At 41.7% G+C, this 15,913-nt stretch carries 11 protein-coding genes; 8 read left to right on the forward strand and 3 right to left on the reverse strand.

Features of this window, described 5'->3' with window-relative positions; all coding sequences use genetic code 11:
• The first annotated feature begins 67 nt into the window (after positions 1-67).
• The 7 genes from rplQ (at position 68) to QZT69_RS06385 (ending at position 10,471) form a co-directional block, all read left to right on the forward strand.
• Complete coding sequence (gene rplQ, locus QZT69_RS06355) at positions 68-652, forward strand: 50S ribosomal protein L17 (RefSeq protein WP_294671897.1); 585 nt, start codon at positions 68-70, stop codon at positions 650-652.
• Positions 653-738: 86 nt separating this feature from the next.
• The gene (locus QZT69_RS06360) at positions 739-2,406 is read left to right on the forward strand and encodes a hypothetical protein (RefSeq protein WP_294671899.1); all 1,668 of its coding nucleotides are present in this window, start codon (positions 739-741) and stop codon (positions 2,404-2,406) included.
• Positions 2,407-2,521: 115 nt separating this feature from the next.
• Positions 2,522-3,625 carry a glutamine-hydrolyzing carbamoyl-phosphate synthase small subunit gene (gene carA, locus QZT69_RS06365; protein ID WP_294671902.1) on the forward strand — a complete coding sequence of 368 codons (1,104 nt, stop codon included), beginning with the start codon at positions 2,522-2,524 and terminating at the stop codon, positions 3,623-3,625.
• Between the two features lie 17 nt (positions 3,626-3,642).
• On the forward strand, positions 3,643-4,926 hold the full coding sequence (eno, locus tag QZT69_RS06370; RefSeq protein ID WP_294671905.1) for a phosphopyruvate hydratase: 1,284 nt from the start codon (positions 3,643-3,645) through the stop codon (positions 4,924-4,926).
• Between the two features lie 273 nt (positions 4,927-5,199).
• A complete protein-coding gene (locus tag QZT69_RS06375; protein ID WP_294671906.1) occupies positions 5,200-5,559 on the forward strand; it encodes a hypothetical protein in 360 nt (119 codons plus the stop codon).
• A gap of 12 nt (positions 5,560-5,571) precedes the next feature.
• A complete protein-coding gene (locus tag QZT69_RS06380; protein WP_294671909.1) occupies positions 5,572-8,196 on the forward strand; it encodes a gliding motility-associated C-terminal domain-containing protein in 2,625 nt (874 codons plus the stop codon).
• 268 nt (positions 8,197-8,464) lie between these two features.
• Positions 8,465-10,471, forward strand: a complete 2,007-nt coding sequence (locus QZT69_RS06385) for a urocanate hydratase (RefSeq protein ID WP_294671912.1) — start codon at positions 8,465-8,467, stop codon at positions 10,469-10,471.
• An 88-nt stretch (positions 10,472-10,559) separates the two neighbouring features.
• Here the strand turns inward: QZT69_RS06385 and QZT69_RS06390 are convergent, their stop codons facing one another.
• Both QZT69_RS06390 and QZT69_RS06395 read right to left on the reverse strand, forming a co-directional pair.
• Complete coding sequence (locus tag QZT69_RS06390) at positions 10,560-11,735, reverse strand: OmpA family protein (protein WP_294671914.1); 1,176 nt, start codon at positions 11,733-11,735, stop codon at positions 10,560-10,562.
• Between the two features lie 95 nt (positions 11,736-11,830).
• Positions 11,831-13,237 carry a DUF4403 family protein gene (locus QZT69_RS06395; RefSeq protein ID WP_294671916.1) on the reverse strand — a complete coding sequence of 469 codons (1,407 nt, stop codon included), beginning with the start codon at positions 13,235-13,237 and terminating at the stop codon, positions 11,831-11,833.
• A 111-nt stretch (positions 13,238-13,348) separates the two neighbouring features.
• On the opposite strand from QZT69_RS06395, the gene QZT69_RS06400 reads away from it, so the two are divergent.
• Positions 13,349-13,525 (forward strand): hypothetical protein, encoded by a 177-nt coding sequence (locus tag QZT69_RS06400; protein WP_294671920.1) that lies wholly within the window; start codon positions 13,349-13,351, stop codon positions 13,523-13,525.
• 93 nt (positions 13,526-13,618) lie between these two features.
• Here QZT69_RS06400 and QZT69_RS06405 read toward each other — a convergent pair whose 3' ends face one another.
• On the reverse strand, positions 13,619-15,847 hold the full coding sequence (locus QZT69_RS06405) for an NADP-dependent isocitrate dehydrogenase (RefSeq protein WP_294671923.1): 2,229 nt from the start codon (positions 15,845-15,847) through the stop codon (positions 13,619-13,621).
• Positions 15,848-15,913 lie beyond the last annotated feature (66 nt).

The following is a 15,913-nucleotide window of genomic DNA, read 5'->3' on the forward strand; positions in this document are numbered from 1 at the left end:
CGTAATAGGTGGCCGGGATCACGCGATAACTAAGCCCTGCTAACCGTTACTTACGAAATTTAAAGTTATGAGACACGGAAAAAAACACAACCATCTTGGTAGAAAGACAGCTCACAGACACGCAATGTTGTCTAACATGGCTTGTTCTTTGATCGAGCACAAAAGAATCTCTACAACAATCGCTAAAGCAAAAGCTTTGCGTGTGTACGTAGAACCGATTTTAACAAAATCAAAAGACGATTCAACTCACAACCGTCGTACAACTTTCTCTTACTTGAAGAGCAAAGAAGCAGTTACTGAGTTGTTCCGTACAATTGCTCCGAAAATTGCTGACCGTCCGGGAGGATACACGCGTATCATCCGTACAGGTTACCGTTTAGGGGATAACGCGGAAATGTGTTTGATCGAGTTGGTTGATTTCAACGAAGTATACACTTCAGGAGAGAAGAAAACTACAACACGTCGTTCTCGTCGTGGTGGATCTACAGCAACTAAGAAAGCGGACGCTCCTGCAGCAGAAGTGGTTGAAGAGGCAGTAGTAGTTGAAGAAACTCCGACAGCTGAAGTGGTTGAAGAAGTAAAAGCTGAAGAAGCAGCACCAGAGGCTCCTGAAGCAGATGCAACTGAAGAAGAAAAGAAAGAAGAAGAATAAAATCTTTTGATCTGATAAAAATGGACAGTAATTTTGCTGTCCATTTTTTTTGCTTTAGTTTTTATATTCCATTATTTACAAAGTCTATGAAACAAATTTATTTACTCACAATTCTGGTGTTTTCTGTTTTTGCAAACACTTCCTTGAGCCAGGAAACAGGCCAAAAAATGCCCTTTAATTCAACTAAGCGCCTTTCACTAACCCGTTCAACAGTGAAATCAACTTCTTGTGGTGTTGACACCATTGTATACCCCTATTTGAAGGAAATGAGTTTTACAGCAGCAGCTGATTCCTTCTTTGTAGATGCGATGGTGGGTAATGTCCGGACAGCTGCCCAGGCGTATCACATAGATGATTCGATTCGTATCCATGGTGTACAGTTTTGGGGTGGTGCATATAGTACTTCACCTGCTCCTCAAACACTCCAGGTTCGGGCTTATTTATATTCCGTGGATGCTTTCAATATGCCTGTTAACAAGTTGGATTCTGCTGATGTAACTGTAACAAACAACTCTGATTTTTACGAGGCAATTTTTACTACTCCGTACATTTATAATCAGAATTTTGCTGTTGCCGTAAGGTCCATTCCAAATGACACTCTGGCTGTAATGGCCAATAATGCAGGTAATAGCTGGAGCACTTTTTCATACGGTGAGGGACTCGCATGGCGACGTTTCGGATCAGGGACCTGGAACACAACGCTTAGTTTTTTCGGACAGGATCTGGAATATATGGTTTTCCCGATAGTGAGCTATGATATCACAGCAGATTTCATTTCTCAGGGGCCAGCTTGTACAGACCAGCTTTTAGAGTTCAACAATACATCTTCTTCCATTCTTGGAAATCGTATGCTGAATCTGAATGTGTTCGATGCTTATTGGAATAATGCGGCTGATTCTACATTCATTTGGAGCGCAGGTACAACCCAGGTCAGTGAGGATGCTGCCTACACTTTTACTACGGCCGGAACCGAAAACGTATCACTTAGTGCGGGGATGCTAGGTTATTATACCAGTTGTTCCGACACTTATGCAGAAGACGTTCAGGTAACGGAGACTCCGGAAGCGCAAATAAATCCTTCTACTCAGATTACCGTTTGTGACGGTGAAATGGTAACGATTTCCGCACTTCCAGCAACGGGAGTAGACTACCAATGGTTATTGAACGGTGCAGAAGAAACGGATTCCGTGAATGGCGCTTATTTTACGGGAACTGCCGGAAGTTATGCAGTGATCACTTCCAATATTTGTGGTGTTGACACCAGTGATGCCGTAGATCTGGTGGTTAATCCGCTTCCGCCAACACCGGTTATTACAGCATCCGGAACCTATTTGATCGCTTCCCCGGCTGGAGGAGTTTATCAATGGTACCTGGAAGGACAGGAAATGTTGGGAGAAGCGAATGATTCATTAAATGTCCAGCAAAACGGTAATTACACAGTTGTTGTTACGAATGCCTTTAATTGTTCTTCCGAGTCCGCCGTTTTCGAATTTGATTATTTGGGATTGTCAGAACAGGATTTGGATCTGATCACAATTTCCCCGAATCCTTCAACAGGGCTTTTTACCCTGAAAGGAAAGAAAAGTGGTTTGGTCACCATTACTGCTTCAGACGGAAGATTAGTACATGAGGAATATCTTTATGAGCTTACAGGAATAACCCTTGATCTTTCGCAATACGGAAGTTCACTTTATATGATCCGTTTTTCCGGAGAAGAAGGAAATCAGATTCTGCGGGCAGTTGTTAGTAAATAATTCATTGCAAAATAGAGAGATGTAAAGCCGGTTATAAGCCGGCTTTAGTCTTTTTTATGAACGATACTTTTGAAGTTGAAATAGAAATCCTAATTTTGCAAAAACATTTTAGTATATGGAAGAACGCAAGCCTGCGCTCCTGGTCCTGGAGGATGGAACAGTTTTTTACGGTAAAGCAACCGGAAAGATAGGTACAACAACTGGGGAAATTGCCTTTAACACGGGAATGACCGGTTATCAAGAAGTTTTCACTGATCCTTCCTATTATGGGCAAATACTAGTCATGACGACTTCCCATATTGGTAATTATGGTGTTAATCCGGAAGAGGTGGAATCTGAAACGGTAAAAATTGCCGGGTTGGTTACCAAAAAGTTTGCAGAAAACTTTTCAAGATCTTCTGCGGTATCAAATCTGAATGATTACTTATTGGATAACGACAAAGTAGGTATCACAGATATCGACACCCGTTCTTTGGTGCGCCATATCCGCCATAAAGGTGCGATGAACGCGATTATCTCATCAGAGATTCTGGATGAGAAAGCACTGCAGAAGCAAGTGAAGGAGATTCCGTCCATGGATGGATTGGAATTATCTTCCAAAGTAACTACTAAAACTACTTACGAAGTAGGGGATCCGAACAGCTCTTTGAGAGTTGCGTTGCTTGATTTCGGAGTGAAAAAGAACATTGTACGTTGTTTGGCTGACAGAGGATGTCTGGTGAAAGTATTCCCTATGAATACTTCTCTGGAAGAATTAAAAGCATTTAAACCGGACGGATACATGTTATCCAATGGGCCCGGGGACCCTTCTGCAATGCCGAATGAAATTGCTTTGGTAAAAGAATTGGTAGAAATCGGAAATCCAATATTCGGAATTTGTTTGGGACATCAGATCCTGGGACTTAGCCAGGGGTTGAAAACCGAAAAGATGTTTAATGGTCACCGGGGAATTAACCACCCGGTTATGAACCTGATCACCGGAAAAGGAGAGATTACTTCTCAAAACCACGGCTTCGTAATTGCAAAAGACAGCGTTGCGTCCAATCCACGAATTAAAGTGACTCACGAACACCTGAACGATCAAACGATTGCAGGAATTATGCTAACGGATAAACCTGTGTTTTCGGTGCAATATCACCCGGAGGCATCTGCAGGGCCACACGATTCCCGTTATTTATTCGATCAGTTTATAGAGAACATGAAGCAAGCAAAAAAATAAATCATAAAAAAGAAGGCATGACTTATATCGCACGCATTGTCGGAAGACAAATTTTAGATTCAAGAGGTAATCCAACAGTAGAAGTGGATGTTTATACAACAAATGGTGCTGTAGGAAGAGCTGCAGTTCCTTCCGGAGCTTCAACCGGGGTCCATGAAGCGGTTGAATTACGCGATGGCGATAAATCTGTTTACCTTGGAAAAGGAGTTTTGAAAGCGGTTGAAAATGTGAATTCGATTATCGCTGAAGAATTGATCGGAATGGATATTTTCGATCAAAAACTGATTGACCGTGTTTTGTTGGAATTGGACGGTACTCCGAACAAATCCAAATTGGGAGCGAATGCGATTTTGGGAACGTCTTTGGCGGTTGCTAAAGCTGCGGCTCAGGAAGCAGGACTTAGTTTGTTTAAGTACGTTGGTGGTGTTGGAGCAACAACAATGCCGGTTCCGATGATGAATATTTTGAATGGTGGTTCACATGCTGACAACCTGATCGATATCCAGGAATTCATGGTGATGCCTTTCGGCGCATCTTCTTTTTCTGAAGGATTGCGTTGGGGAACAGAAATTTTCCACCACTTGAAATCTGTTTTGAAGGACAAAGGGATGTCTACAAATGTAGGTGACGAAGGAGGTTTTGCGCCGAACTTGGGATCCAACGAAGAGGCAATCCAGGTGGTATTGCAAGCGATTGAGAAGGCCGGCTTTAAACCTGGTTTAGATGTTCACATTGCTTTGGACGCGGCTTCGTCCGAGTTTTACAATGCTGAAAAAGGATTATACTTGTTCGAATCTACCGGAGATTCCATGACTTCTTCTCAGATGGTTGATTTTTGGGCTGATTGGTGCAAGAAATACCCGATCGTTTCAATCGAAGACGGTTTGGATGAAGATGATTGGGCAGGCTGGAAAGAAGCAACAGAAAAACTTGGAAATAAGGTGCAGTTGGTCGGAGACGATTTGTTTGTTACCAATACCAAACGCTTATCACAAGGTATTGAACAAGGTATTGCCAACTCGATTTTGGTGAAGGTAAACCAGATTGGTTCATTAAGCGAAACAATCGAAGCAGTTCAAATGGCAACAAGAAACAGCTATACTTCGGTAATGTCTCACAGAAGTGGTGAAACGGAAGATAACACGATTGCAGATTTGGCAGTTGCTTTGAATTGCGGACAGATCAAAACGGGGTCTGCCTCCAGAAGTGATCGTATGGCTAAATACAATCAATTGTTGAGAATTGAGGAAGAATTGGGAGAAACTGCCTATTATCCGGGTAAAAACTTTCGATTCTTATAGAATAGAAATAAAACCAGAAGGAAGAAGGGAGCTCGCGAGCTCCCTTTTTTAGTTTTTATAATCTTGCTTATTCTGTTTTAGCGGAATTAATAAAAGATTTGTACCTTATACACTTGAATTCAAATAGGTTGAAAATCAGTTCGCAAAGTGAAATTAGCAATTGATTTTTTTAGAATGAATTAATTTTTAACAAAATGTTTAAAAGTGGTATGTTTTTATGAATGTAAAGCAACCAAATTGTTTTTAAACCGTTTAGAAATCAAAGTACTAATTATGAAGAATTTATTACTAGGTTTAGTTTTCGCAATGGGGACTTTTTGGGTAACTGCCCAATCCACTGCTTCTCAAGCTACTACCCCTTCTTTTTTTGCACAGTGTTTGGTGAATGTGGGGAACCAAAACGAATTAACAGCATTGGAAAATCAATTACGCACCATACCTTTTGTAAGCGTAGTTCGTGTTGATATTCCAACCAGCAGATTATTCTTAACAACAAGAGATCTCAGTTCGTTCACGGCAAATGAGTTTTCATCCTGGATGGGAACATATGCAACATCTTACAGCTGTCTTCAAATTGGGTTGCATGGAGTTGATCCTGTGAACCCTTACCCGTTTACTAATTGTCAAGAATAAAAAATACTGGTTATGAAAAATATTCTACTAATTATCTGTTTTTTTGCTGGTATTACTGCAATTGCACAACCAAATGATTGTAACGAGGCTATTCCGGGGTGTAACGCTCCGCCTTTCGGAATTGCACCTCCAAATTCTGCCACGAATGTTGTAGACTTTGGTACAGGTACAGTTTCCAACCCGAGTACGAATCCCCAGGGGGTAAACTCCGGTTGTTTGTTGTCTGGAGAAACGAGTTCAACATTTATTACCATTAATATTGTTACATCCGGAACTTTGCAATGGTCTCTTATCGGATTGAATCCAAACGGGACTCCTTCAGGAAGTGGTTGTTTTGACTGGATTATGTGGCCGGATATGTCATCAAGTACTACTGATGGCTGTGCTGGGATCAACGGGAATACATTGCCTCCGGTAGCATGTAACTGGAATGGGATGTGTAACGGGAATACAGGAATGTCAACTCCTGCAAATTATCCTCCAAACGCTTCCAATACCAGTTATCAGCCGCCTTTAACGGTTACTGCAGGACAGACATATATTTTGTGTTTGTCGAATTATAGCTCGACTAGCCAAACCGTAAACCTAAGTTTCTTCGGAACCGCTCAGGTAGCTTGTAGTGCTTCTGCTCCGGATCAAACAATCTGTTTGGGGAACTCTGCAAACGTAACAGTCGCCGCTCCGGGATTTATTAACCCTGCATTTACCTGGTTAACAACCACTGGAGTAGCAAACCCTTCCGCAGGGACAACAACCGTTACTCCAACCGTTACAACGACTTATACAGTTGCTGTTGAGGACGTAGGTACAAACCCGGTTACCCGTGATACAGCTGTCTTTACGATTACTGTGGTAAACCCACCGGCTCCAAATGCAGGCCCTGATCAGACGGTTTGTTTAGGACAACCGTTCCAATTGACAGGAACTGTCGGAAGTCCTACAAATACAGCGAACTGGCAGGCAATTGTACCTACAGGTATGACTCCTCCGGCAACAGCTTCTTTCTCTCCAAGCTTTAGTTCTATGAACCCGACAGTTACGGTAAACCAACCGGGAACTTATAAGTTCGTTTTGAGAGAGACCAGTACGGTTTGTGGAATCATGAGAGATACAGTAACAGTGGTGGTTTCACAACTCCAGGTTGCTACCACCACTACAAATCCAATTTGTAACGGTTCAAGTGACGGTACGATTACCATCACAAGTGCAGGAGCAAGTGAATATAGTTTTGATAATGGTGTAAACTGGCAAGCATCTAATACGCTGGGAGGTTTTGCTTCAGGAACTTATACTGTTTGTGCAAGAAATACACTTGGTTGTCAGAAATGTGCTACTGCAACTTTAACGGATCCTCCGTTAATCGTAATGTCTGTGTCTAATGATACCATTATTTGTCAAAACGGTACTGCGACACTTTCAGCCCTGGCTACCGGTGGAACAGGAGCAGCAACATATTCTTATCATTGGGACCACAATCCTGCTTTGGTGGAATCCGTTCAGGTAAGCCCTTTGGTGGACACTTATTATCCTGTTCAGGCTGAAAGTAACCTCGGATGCTGGTCTAATAGAGATTCTATTTATGTGACAATGAATCCGGTGCTTGCAGCTACTATGACAGCTGATGCATTTACTTGTCCGGGATACGAAGATTCATTAACCGTATTTGCTTCGGGAGGTATTGGCGCACCTTATACCATTACATGGTCTACGGGCCAAACGGATGTAGGTACACAAAGTACTCTGAACGATTCGCCGCTGGTTACAACAACTTACTCAGTAACGATTGAAGATGTATGTGAGTCAACCCCTGTGACTATTTCAGGTGTTATTAATGCTTACCCGGTTCCGGTTCCGCAAATTTCAATTGACGAAAACCCATTATGTGAACCCGCAGTGTTTGTGATTAGAAATACAACAGATACCTTATTGTCGCAGAATACAGTTTGGAGAATCAGCAACGGGGATGAGTTTATGAATGTAGATTCGTTGAGTACTTCGGAGACTATGCATGGAACTTATGATGTTCAGCTAATAGTTACTTCACCGGATGGATGTATCGATTCAACAACATTTACCGATACGCTTGTTGTGATGCAGACTCCTATTGCAGACTTTAAATGGAGCCCGGACCCGATTACCATGTTCAATACACAGGTGTTGTTTACGGATTATTCATTGTATGCAGATACCTATGAATGGAGTTTCCCAGGAGCAACACCGAATAATTCTACCAATGACGACCAAACGGTTCTTTACCCGGATGGTGAGACAGGAACTTATTATGTTACTTTGGTTGCAACATCATACTTAGGTTGTACGGATACAGTTACAAAAGAAGTAGTGGTGATGCCGGAAGTTATAATTTATGCTCCGAATGCATTTACACCGGATGGAGATGAATTCAACCAAACCTGGAGAGTCTATATTGAAGGAATTGATGAGTTTGACTTCGAACTTCAGATCTTCAATAGATGGGGAGAGGTTATTTGGGAGTCGCACGATGTGAATGCAGCGTGGGATGGAACTTATAATGGTTCACCGGTTCCGGTCGGATCTTATACCTGGCTGATTAATGCAAGAGAATTAATCTCCGACAAGAAATACGTTTGGAATGGACATATCTTCTTGAATAAATAAAAATTGACAATTGATCCGTTAATAAGGGGCTGTCCGATTATGCGAACAGCCCCTTATTGTTTTTATCCGAAACGGATTAATAACCTTCATGATTTAGTCTTCAAAAGAATTTTTTCTTTAACTAAATTCTCCCTTTTTGAACTGCACTAACGCTTGCTTTCCTTTACATTAGGCAATTGTTATTGCCTTGTTCAGTCTTCACAAACTATGTTTGCTCTTATCAAAAGCTACGCTTTTCTTATTAATTTCGCACCATAAGCGATATATTATGAATTTGAACGAATTTCAAAAAGATATAACAACAGGAATTCCTGCAGTTCTCCCGCCAAAGAAAGAATACGAAACGGCAATTAATCATGCTCCAAAACGTAAAGAGATCCTTTCCCCTGATGAGAAAATCCTGGCATTGAAAAATGCCTTGCGTTATTTCCCGAAAGATCAGCATGCAGATCTTCTTCAGGAATTTTCCGATGAGTTAGAGAAATACGGAAGAATTTATATGTACCGTTTTAGACCGGATTATAAAATGGTTGCCCGGCCAATCAACGAATATCCCGGAAAATCCCTGCAGGCAAAAGCAATTATGCTGATGATCCAGAATAACCTGGATTATGCGGTTGCTCAGCACCCTCACGAATTGATCACTTACGGAGGAAACGGTGCCGTTTTTCAAAACTGGATCCAGTACCGGCTGACCATGAAATATCTTTCTGAAATGGAAGACGATCAAACATTGGTTATGTATTCGGGACATCCGCTCGGGCTTTTTCCTTCCCATAAAGATGCACCGCGTGTGGTAGTTACAAACGGTATGATGATTCCCAATTATTCAAAACCGGATGATTGGGAAAAGTTTAATGCTTTGGGAGTGACACAATATGGTCAGATGACAGCAGGTTCCTACATGTACATCGGTCCGCAGGGGATTGTTCATGGAACGACAATCACTGTCCTGAACGGATTCCGCAAGATTCAAAAAGATCCGAGAGGATCGCTTTTTGTGACTTCCGGTTTGGGAGGAATGAGCGGTGCTCAGCCAAAAGCTGGTACCATTGCTGGTTGTGTAACGGTATGTGCAGAAGTAAACCCGAAAATTACCCGTATCCGTTTGGAACAAGGATGGGTACATGAGATCATTGAAAATCTGGATGCTCTTGTAAAACGTGTTCGTGAAGCTCAGGCGGAAAAAGAGGTGGTGTCTATTGCTTATTTAGGAAATATCGTGGATGTTTGGGAAAAATTCGATCAGGAAAACCTTCACATCGATTTGGGATCTGATCAAACTTCCCTTCATAACCCATGGGCAGGAGGTTATTATCCTGTTGGAATTGATTTTGAGGCGGCGAATAAATTAATGGCTTCAGATCCGGAGGAGTTTAAATCGAAAGTTCAGTCGACTCTTGTGAAACATGCAGAAGCAATTAATAAACATACGGCAAAAGGAACTTACTTTTTTGATTATGGAAATGCATTCTTATTAGAAGCTTCCAGAGCCGGTGCCGATGTAATGGCTGAGAACGGGATAGATTTCAAATATCCGTCTTATGTTCAGGATATTATGGGACCCATGTGTTTTGATTATGGATTTGGGCCTTTCCGTTGGGTTTGTGCTTCAGGGGATCCGGCAGACCTTGAAAAAACAGATGCTATTGCATGCGCTGTATTGGAAGAAATGAAACAACAAAGCCCGGTGGAGATCCAGCAGCAAATGGCTGATAATATTCAATGGATTAAGGGTGCACAGCAAAATAAATTGGTAGTTGGTTCACAAGCACGTATTTTATATGCAGATGCAGAAGGACGTATGAAAATTGCTGCTGCGTTCAATGACGCTATTTCCAAAGGAATTATAGGTCCGGTAGTACTTGGCCGCGATCATCACGATGTATCGGGAACAGATTCTCCATACCGTGAAACTTCCAATATTTATGACGGATCAAGGTTCACTGCTGATATGGCTATCCAGAATGTAATAGGAGATTCTTTCCGTGGTGCAACCTGGGTTTCTATTCATAATGGAGGTGGAGTAGGCTGGGGAGAAGTAATCAACGGAGGGTTCGGAATGCTGCTTGACGGATCATCGGATGCTGAACGAAGATTGAAGTCTATGCTTCACTGGGATGTTAATAACGGAATTGCAAGAAGAAACTGGGCACGTAACGAAGGCGCTGTTTTCGCCATTAAACGAGCTATGGAAGCCGAACCGAAGCTAAAGGTAACAATTCCTGAGTTAGTGGATGAAGAGCTGTTAAAGCAATTGAAAATCGAAAATTGAGAAGATAAAATTGAGAAGAATCGTATGATTCTTCTTTTTTTTGTTCAATAGTTCAACTTTTTAAACCCTTTGAACCTTTTTGAACTTGCTAAAGGACTTTAATCTCCACCCTGCGGTTGCTTTGTTCTTCGGAAGCGAATTTTGCGTTCGGGAAGATTGGCATTGTATTTCCGTATCCAACCGTGGTAAGACGCGCTTTGTCAATGCCGTTTTCTACCAAATAGTTATAAACGCGTTTTGCTCTTGCTTCGGAAAGTTTTTGTGCTTCAAAAGTATTCTCGCCATTTGAGTGGACATGGCCCTGGATTTCTACTTTTATCCCGGCATTTAAAGCCAGGAAATCTCTTAATCTTCTGAGTTTGGGTTCTGCACTTTGGAGAAATTCAGATGAGCCCGGGAAAAATTCAATTTCATCGATCTGCATGCTTTTACCTTCTCCGAGAGGTTCAATCCAAGCCACAATTTCGGTCTCTGTATTAGCGGATACAGGTTCTTCCCTGTCAACAAAGAAATAACCTTCAGCATCGATTCTCAGTTGGACTTTCCCTGATTTCTCAATGGAGAACCGAAAATCGGAACCCTGATAAGAAGCTGTGATGTCTTTGAGTCCTGTAATAGTAATGTTTGAAATAACAGGTTTTCCGGTTTCATAATCGCGAACTAAGATGTTCAGCCCGGCTTCTTTTTTATCCGTCCTAAGGTCCATTAACTTTCCACCTTCGGATGTTTCCTGCATTTCACGGGTCATTGGTTCAAACACAAAGTCAACCTCCAGGAACTCCTTTGTTTTTGGGGGAGCAATGAAACAGATGATGATTTCTTTTCCCGCAGTGAGGTCAATGGGGTATAAGTTGCTTTCCGATACAACCAGGCTCAAACCAAGTTCTGTAGAAGGTTTTGAAATAATTCTTCTGATTTCAGCGGAACCTTTTGAGATTTCTTCACAAGGATATTTTGTTTCACCTTCAAAAATGATCATTTGCAGAGGTTGCTTGCATCTGGCATTTAGGGTAAATCGTCCGTTGTAAGAAGCTTTGAAGGAACAGTATAAGGTGTTTTTTTCTTCGATATCATTCAATGAGCTGTAGGCCTGAAAATCGTTTACTTTTCCTCCTTTCCCGGGAAACTGCATGCGATAATCCCCCGTTTTAAGTATGGTAGTTGCTCCTGTGCAGTCGGAAATGGCATCAGAGCTTTCACGAGCTTGTTGTCCGTATACTTGCGCAAGAATTAAAGAAAAAACTATTAGGAGAGTGTGTTTCATTGAGTGCAAAGATAGTTTTTTCCTCAGTTTTGAAAAAACGGCATTTTTTTTACTTTTTGAATGGGATGAATGGGCATATTAACGGCATCTATCAGTTATTGTTTAACATTCAATTGTGCCTTCAGGCACGTTCTTAGATAGAGATGATCGAGTGTGGGGAAAATACGGACGACACTAACGTCATGTGTTTTTCCACTTAAAGTTAGGTCTCCGGCTTTTTTTTGAAGGTTCTTATCGATCATTTTCTTCAGATCATTGAACTGTGAAGTAAGATCTAGTTTAGTTGCTTTTTCCAGTTCGGTATAAATACGGTTCGAGAACAGCCATTTTGCACTTTTCAGCAGCACACTTTTTGTTTTCAGGTCGAATTCAAGTTTGCTGAGTTCCAGTATTTTTGTGGTATTGTCAAATACCGGTATTCCCTGAAGGTAGAGGATTCCCTTCTTTGTTCCGCTGAAATGGATGCCCAATACCAGACGGTTCTGGTCCAGCCCGCTCACATCCACTGCATCGAACACAAAATGGTTTTTATTGAAGTCGACGGTTTTTCCTTTTACCTGCTCGGTGAAAAGCCTGGAAATCGAATCATAATTCAATTCAAAATCCGTGAAAAGGTCGAAAGTATCTTTTGGGGCGCCTGAAACAATGTTTAGTTTTGGAAGCTCTGTTGCTTGTGTTTTATCAGGAACCTGGTTCAAATAAGTTCTGCAGTTTAAAACCAGGGTTGTGTATAATTTGTTTTGCTCCAAACGCGGTTTCACCAGGGAAATAGCTACCGGCTCAAAGTGAATGTACCCGAGATAAGGGATTTTAACGGATTGGTTCATATTCTTCCACAAATCTTCCGCATCTTTTTTGAAAGAGATACGCGCCAATTCCCTGTCTGTCTGCTGACACTGCTTTTCAAGTGTTTTGCGCACTTCTTTGATAACTTCATCCGTCGCATCAAACCTGAAAAGGGTGACTTCGCATGGATTTAAAGGTTTCAATTCCTGGATACTTGTTTTGGTGCTTAAACCGTAATTATCATTCATGTTCAACTCGGTAGCCAATCGGATCCTTAAAGAAGGTTTTGTTTCGTTGATCCCGCAAGAGAACGGAATAACAGGAGTGAGACAGACCGGTTTTGCGGACAGCATGTCCGAGCATGCGGCACAATATTCCATTTTGATCCAATAGGATCCGTGCAATTCGGACAGTATTCGGTTGTTGACCGTGGAAATACGGAAAGAATCTTTCTGGAATTGATAGTCATAACGAATACCGCTGCATGGCTTGTCGGACCCGGAAGTAACTGCCGGAACCGATTTATCGGCATCTTTGAAATAAGGGCTTAGACTAATTTCTACAGGAACAACTATATTGTTTAACGTATTTGTTAACGGAGGCGGACTTTGAAGGGCAGAAACGGTTGGTTTTTCAGGGTTTATTGCCGCACAGGAAACAAGAACAGACGCTATAAAAGCAAGAAAGATCAATTTCAGGAAGTTGCCTGTATTCATGTATTTGAAGCGCATTACCGGAGTCCCGGATTAATTTAGAGGCAAAGGTATTTATAAAATGTAGATTTAAGCGATTTCCTTTTTTGTTATCTTCGGGTAAAATAGTTTTATATGAAAATCCGATTGATCTTATTTACGATTTCTGCCCTGGCAATTTTGTCTTGTTCAAAAACAAGAGTTTGTGAATGTTCTGACGGATATCAACTGGAAATTAAAGCGACTAATAAGCAGGCCGAACAAGCGTGTGAGAAATTAAATACAGAAGAGGTAAGCTGTAAATTGAATTAAACTGCAGTTTCTTTAGTTGACGAATTTAGATGAATCAAAAAAAGGTACCTGTCTTTCGACAAATACCTTTTCCGAACTTATTATAACTTGCGATTAAATCGAATCGATAATGTGATTCAATGTTTCGCTCGGTCTCATTGCTTTAGCAACCAATTCTTTGGTTGGTTTGTAATATCCGCCAATGTTTACTTTGCTTCCCTGAGCTCCAATCAATTCACTGTTGATTTTAGCTTCATTATTCGTTAAAGCTTCCGCAATCGGAGTGAATTTCGCTTTCAAATCCGCATCGTTATTTTGAGCTGCCAATGCCTGTGCCCAGTATAATGTCAGGAAGAAATGACTTCCACGGTTGTCAATTTCTCCTACTTTTCTCGCCGGACTTTTATCGTTTTCCAGGAATTTTTCAGTAGCGGCATCCAATGTTTCTGCCAATACTTTCGCTTTTTTATTCCCGGTTGTGTTGAACATATGCTCGAAAGAAACCGCCAATGCCAGGAATTCTCCCAATGAGTCCCAACGCAAATAACCTTCTTCCAGGAATTGCTCTACGTGCTTAGGCGCGGAACCTCCGGCACCGGTTTCAAATAAACCTCCGCCGTTCATCAATGGAACGATCGAAAGCATTTTTGCAGAAGTACCAACTTCCAGGATAGGGAATAGGTCTGTATTGTAATCACGCAGGACGTTCCCGGTAACGGAAATGGTATCCAATCCTTTTACAATGCGTTCAAGCGAAAATTGTGTCGCTTCGCTCGGAGAAAGAATTCGGATGTCCAATCCGGAAGTATCGTGGTCTTTTAGGTATAATTCTACTTTCGTGATCAATTCTGCATCGTGAGCACGGTTCTTATCCAGCCAGAAAACGGCAGGTGTATTACTCAAACGCGCTCTGTTAACTGCTAATTTTACCCAGTCACGGATCGGAGCATCTTTTGTCTGGCACATTCTCCAGATATCACCTTCTTCAACCGGGTGTTCCAATAAAACTTTTCCGTCTGCATCCACTACGCGAACTTTTCCTTCAGCCGGGATTTGGAATGTTTTATCGTGAGAACCGTATTCTTCAGCAGCTTGCGCCATCAAACCAACGTTCGGAACAGATCCCATGGTTGTCGGATCAAGTGCTCCGTTCTTTTTACAGAAATCGATCACTGTTTGGTAAATCCCGGAATAAGATCTGTCCGGAATGACCATCAATGTATCCTGGAGGTTTCCATCTTTGTTCCACATTTTTCCGGAAGTTCTGATGGCTGCCGGAACGGATGCATCTACAATGACATCGCTTGGTACGTGCAGGTTGGTAATTCCTTTTTCGGAATTCACCATTGCGATAGCAGGGTTCTTTGCGTAAACAGCATTGATATCTGCTTCGATAGCCGCTTTTTTATCTGCAGGAAGTGCCTCAATTTTCGCATATAGATCTCCCAAACCATTATTCGGATTGATTCCCAATTGAGCAAATTCAGCAGCATGTTTTTCGAAAACGTCTTTAAAGTATACTGAAACCACATTTCCAAAGATGATCGGATCAGATACTTTCATCATGGTTGCTTTCAAGTGAACAGAAAACAATAAATTTTTCGCTTTAGCCTCTTCAATCTCCTTTGCAATGTAAGAACGAAGCGCTTTTTGGCTCATTACGGAAGCATCAATAATTTCTCCGGCTTTCAAAGTTGTTTTTTCTTTGAGCACTTTTGTTGATCCGTCATTTTGAACCAATTCGATTTTTACATCTGTCGCAGCCGGAAGAACTACCGATTTCTCGCTTCCATAGAAATCGCCGTTCGGCATACTTGCTACTTTCGTTTGTGAATCAGCCGACCAGGCACCCATTGAATGCGGATGTTTTTTAGCATAATTCTTCACTGCTTTCGGAGCACGGCGATCCGAGTTTCCTTCACGAAGTACCGGGTTTACTGCACTTCCTTTGATTTTATCGTATTTTGCTTTGGCATTTTTTTCTTCTTCTGTTGCTGGAGTTTCGGTGTAATCCGGAACCTTGAAACCTAAAGATTGTAATTCAGCAATTGCATCTTTTAACTGGGGAATAGAAGCTGAAATATTCGGAAGTTTGATAATATTCGCTTCCGGTGTTGTAGCCAGTTTACCCAACTCGGATAATGAATCCGGAACGCGCTGCTCTGCAGTCAGGACCTCAGGGAAAGCTGCCAGAATACGTCCTGCCAGTGAAATATCTCTCGATTCCACGTCAATTCCTGCTGTTGCTGCAAACGCTTTAACGATTGGTAAAAATGAATACGTTGCTAAAGCCGGAGCCTCATCAGTTAGTGTATACAGAATTGTTGAATTTGAATCTGCCATAATTTGAATCTTATAATTGATTATTGCTGCTAAGATTGATCTTAACAGATGGTGGCAAATTTAGTG

The organism is uncultured Fluviicola sp. (assembly GCF_902168135.1).
In the GTDB taxonomy this organism is placed as follows: Bacteria; Bacteroidota; Bacteroidia; order Flavobacteriales_D; family Crocinitomicaceae; genus Fluviicola.

What these genes read in the sequence shown, in the direction of transcription:
- rplQ (WP_294671897.1), top strand. Translation starts at nt 68, where the DNA reads ATGAGACACGGAAAAAAACACAACCATCTTGGTAGAAAGACAGCTCAC.
- QZT69_RS06360 (WP_294671899.1), top strand. Translation starts at nt 739, where the DNA reads ATGAAACAAATTTATTTACTCACAATTCTGGTGTTTTCTGTTTTTGCA.
- carA (WP_294671902.1), top strand. Translation starts at nt 2,522, where the DNA reads ATGGAAGAACGCAAGCCTGCGCTCCTGGTCCTGGAGGATGGAACAGTT.
- eno (WP_294671905.1), top strand. Translation starts at nt 3,643, where the DNA reads ATGACTTATATCGCACGCATTGTCGGAAGACAAATTTTAGATTCAAGA.
- QZT69_RS06375 (WP_294671906.1), top strand. Translation starts at nt 5,200, where the DNA reads ATGAAGAATTTATTACTAGGTTTAGTTTTCGCAATGGGGACTTTTTGG.
- QZT69_RS06380 (WP_294671909.1), top strand. Translation starts at nt 5,572, where the DNA reads ATGAAAAATATTCTACTAATTATCTGTTTTTTTGCTGGTATTACTGCA.
- QZT69_RS06385 (WP_294671912.1), top strand. Translation starts at nt 8,465, where the DNA reads ATGAATTTGAACGAATTTCAAAAAGATATAACAACAGGAATTCCTGCA.
- QZT69_RS06390 (WP_294671914.1), bottom strand. Translation starts at nt 11,735, where the DNA reads ATGAAACACACTCTCCTAATAGTTTTTTCTTTAATTCTTGCGCAAGTA.
- QZT69_RS06395 (WP_294671916.1), bottom strand. Translation starts at nt 13,237, where the DNA reads ATGAATACAGGCAACTTCCTGAAATTGATCTTTCTTGCTTTTATAGCG.
- QZT69_RS06400 (WP_294671920.1), top strand. Translation starts at nt 13,349, where the DNA reads ATGAAAATCCGATTGATCTTATTTACGATTTCTGCCCTGGCAATTTTG.
- QZT69_RS06405 (WP_294671923.1), bottom strand. Translation starts at nt 15,847, where the DNA reads ATGGCAGATTCAAATTCAACAATTCTGTATACACTAACTGATGAGGCT.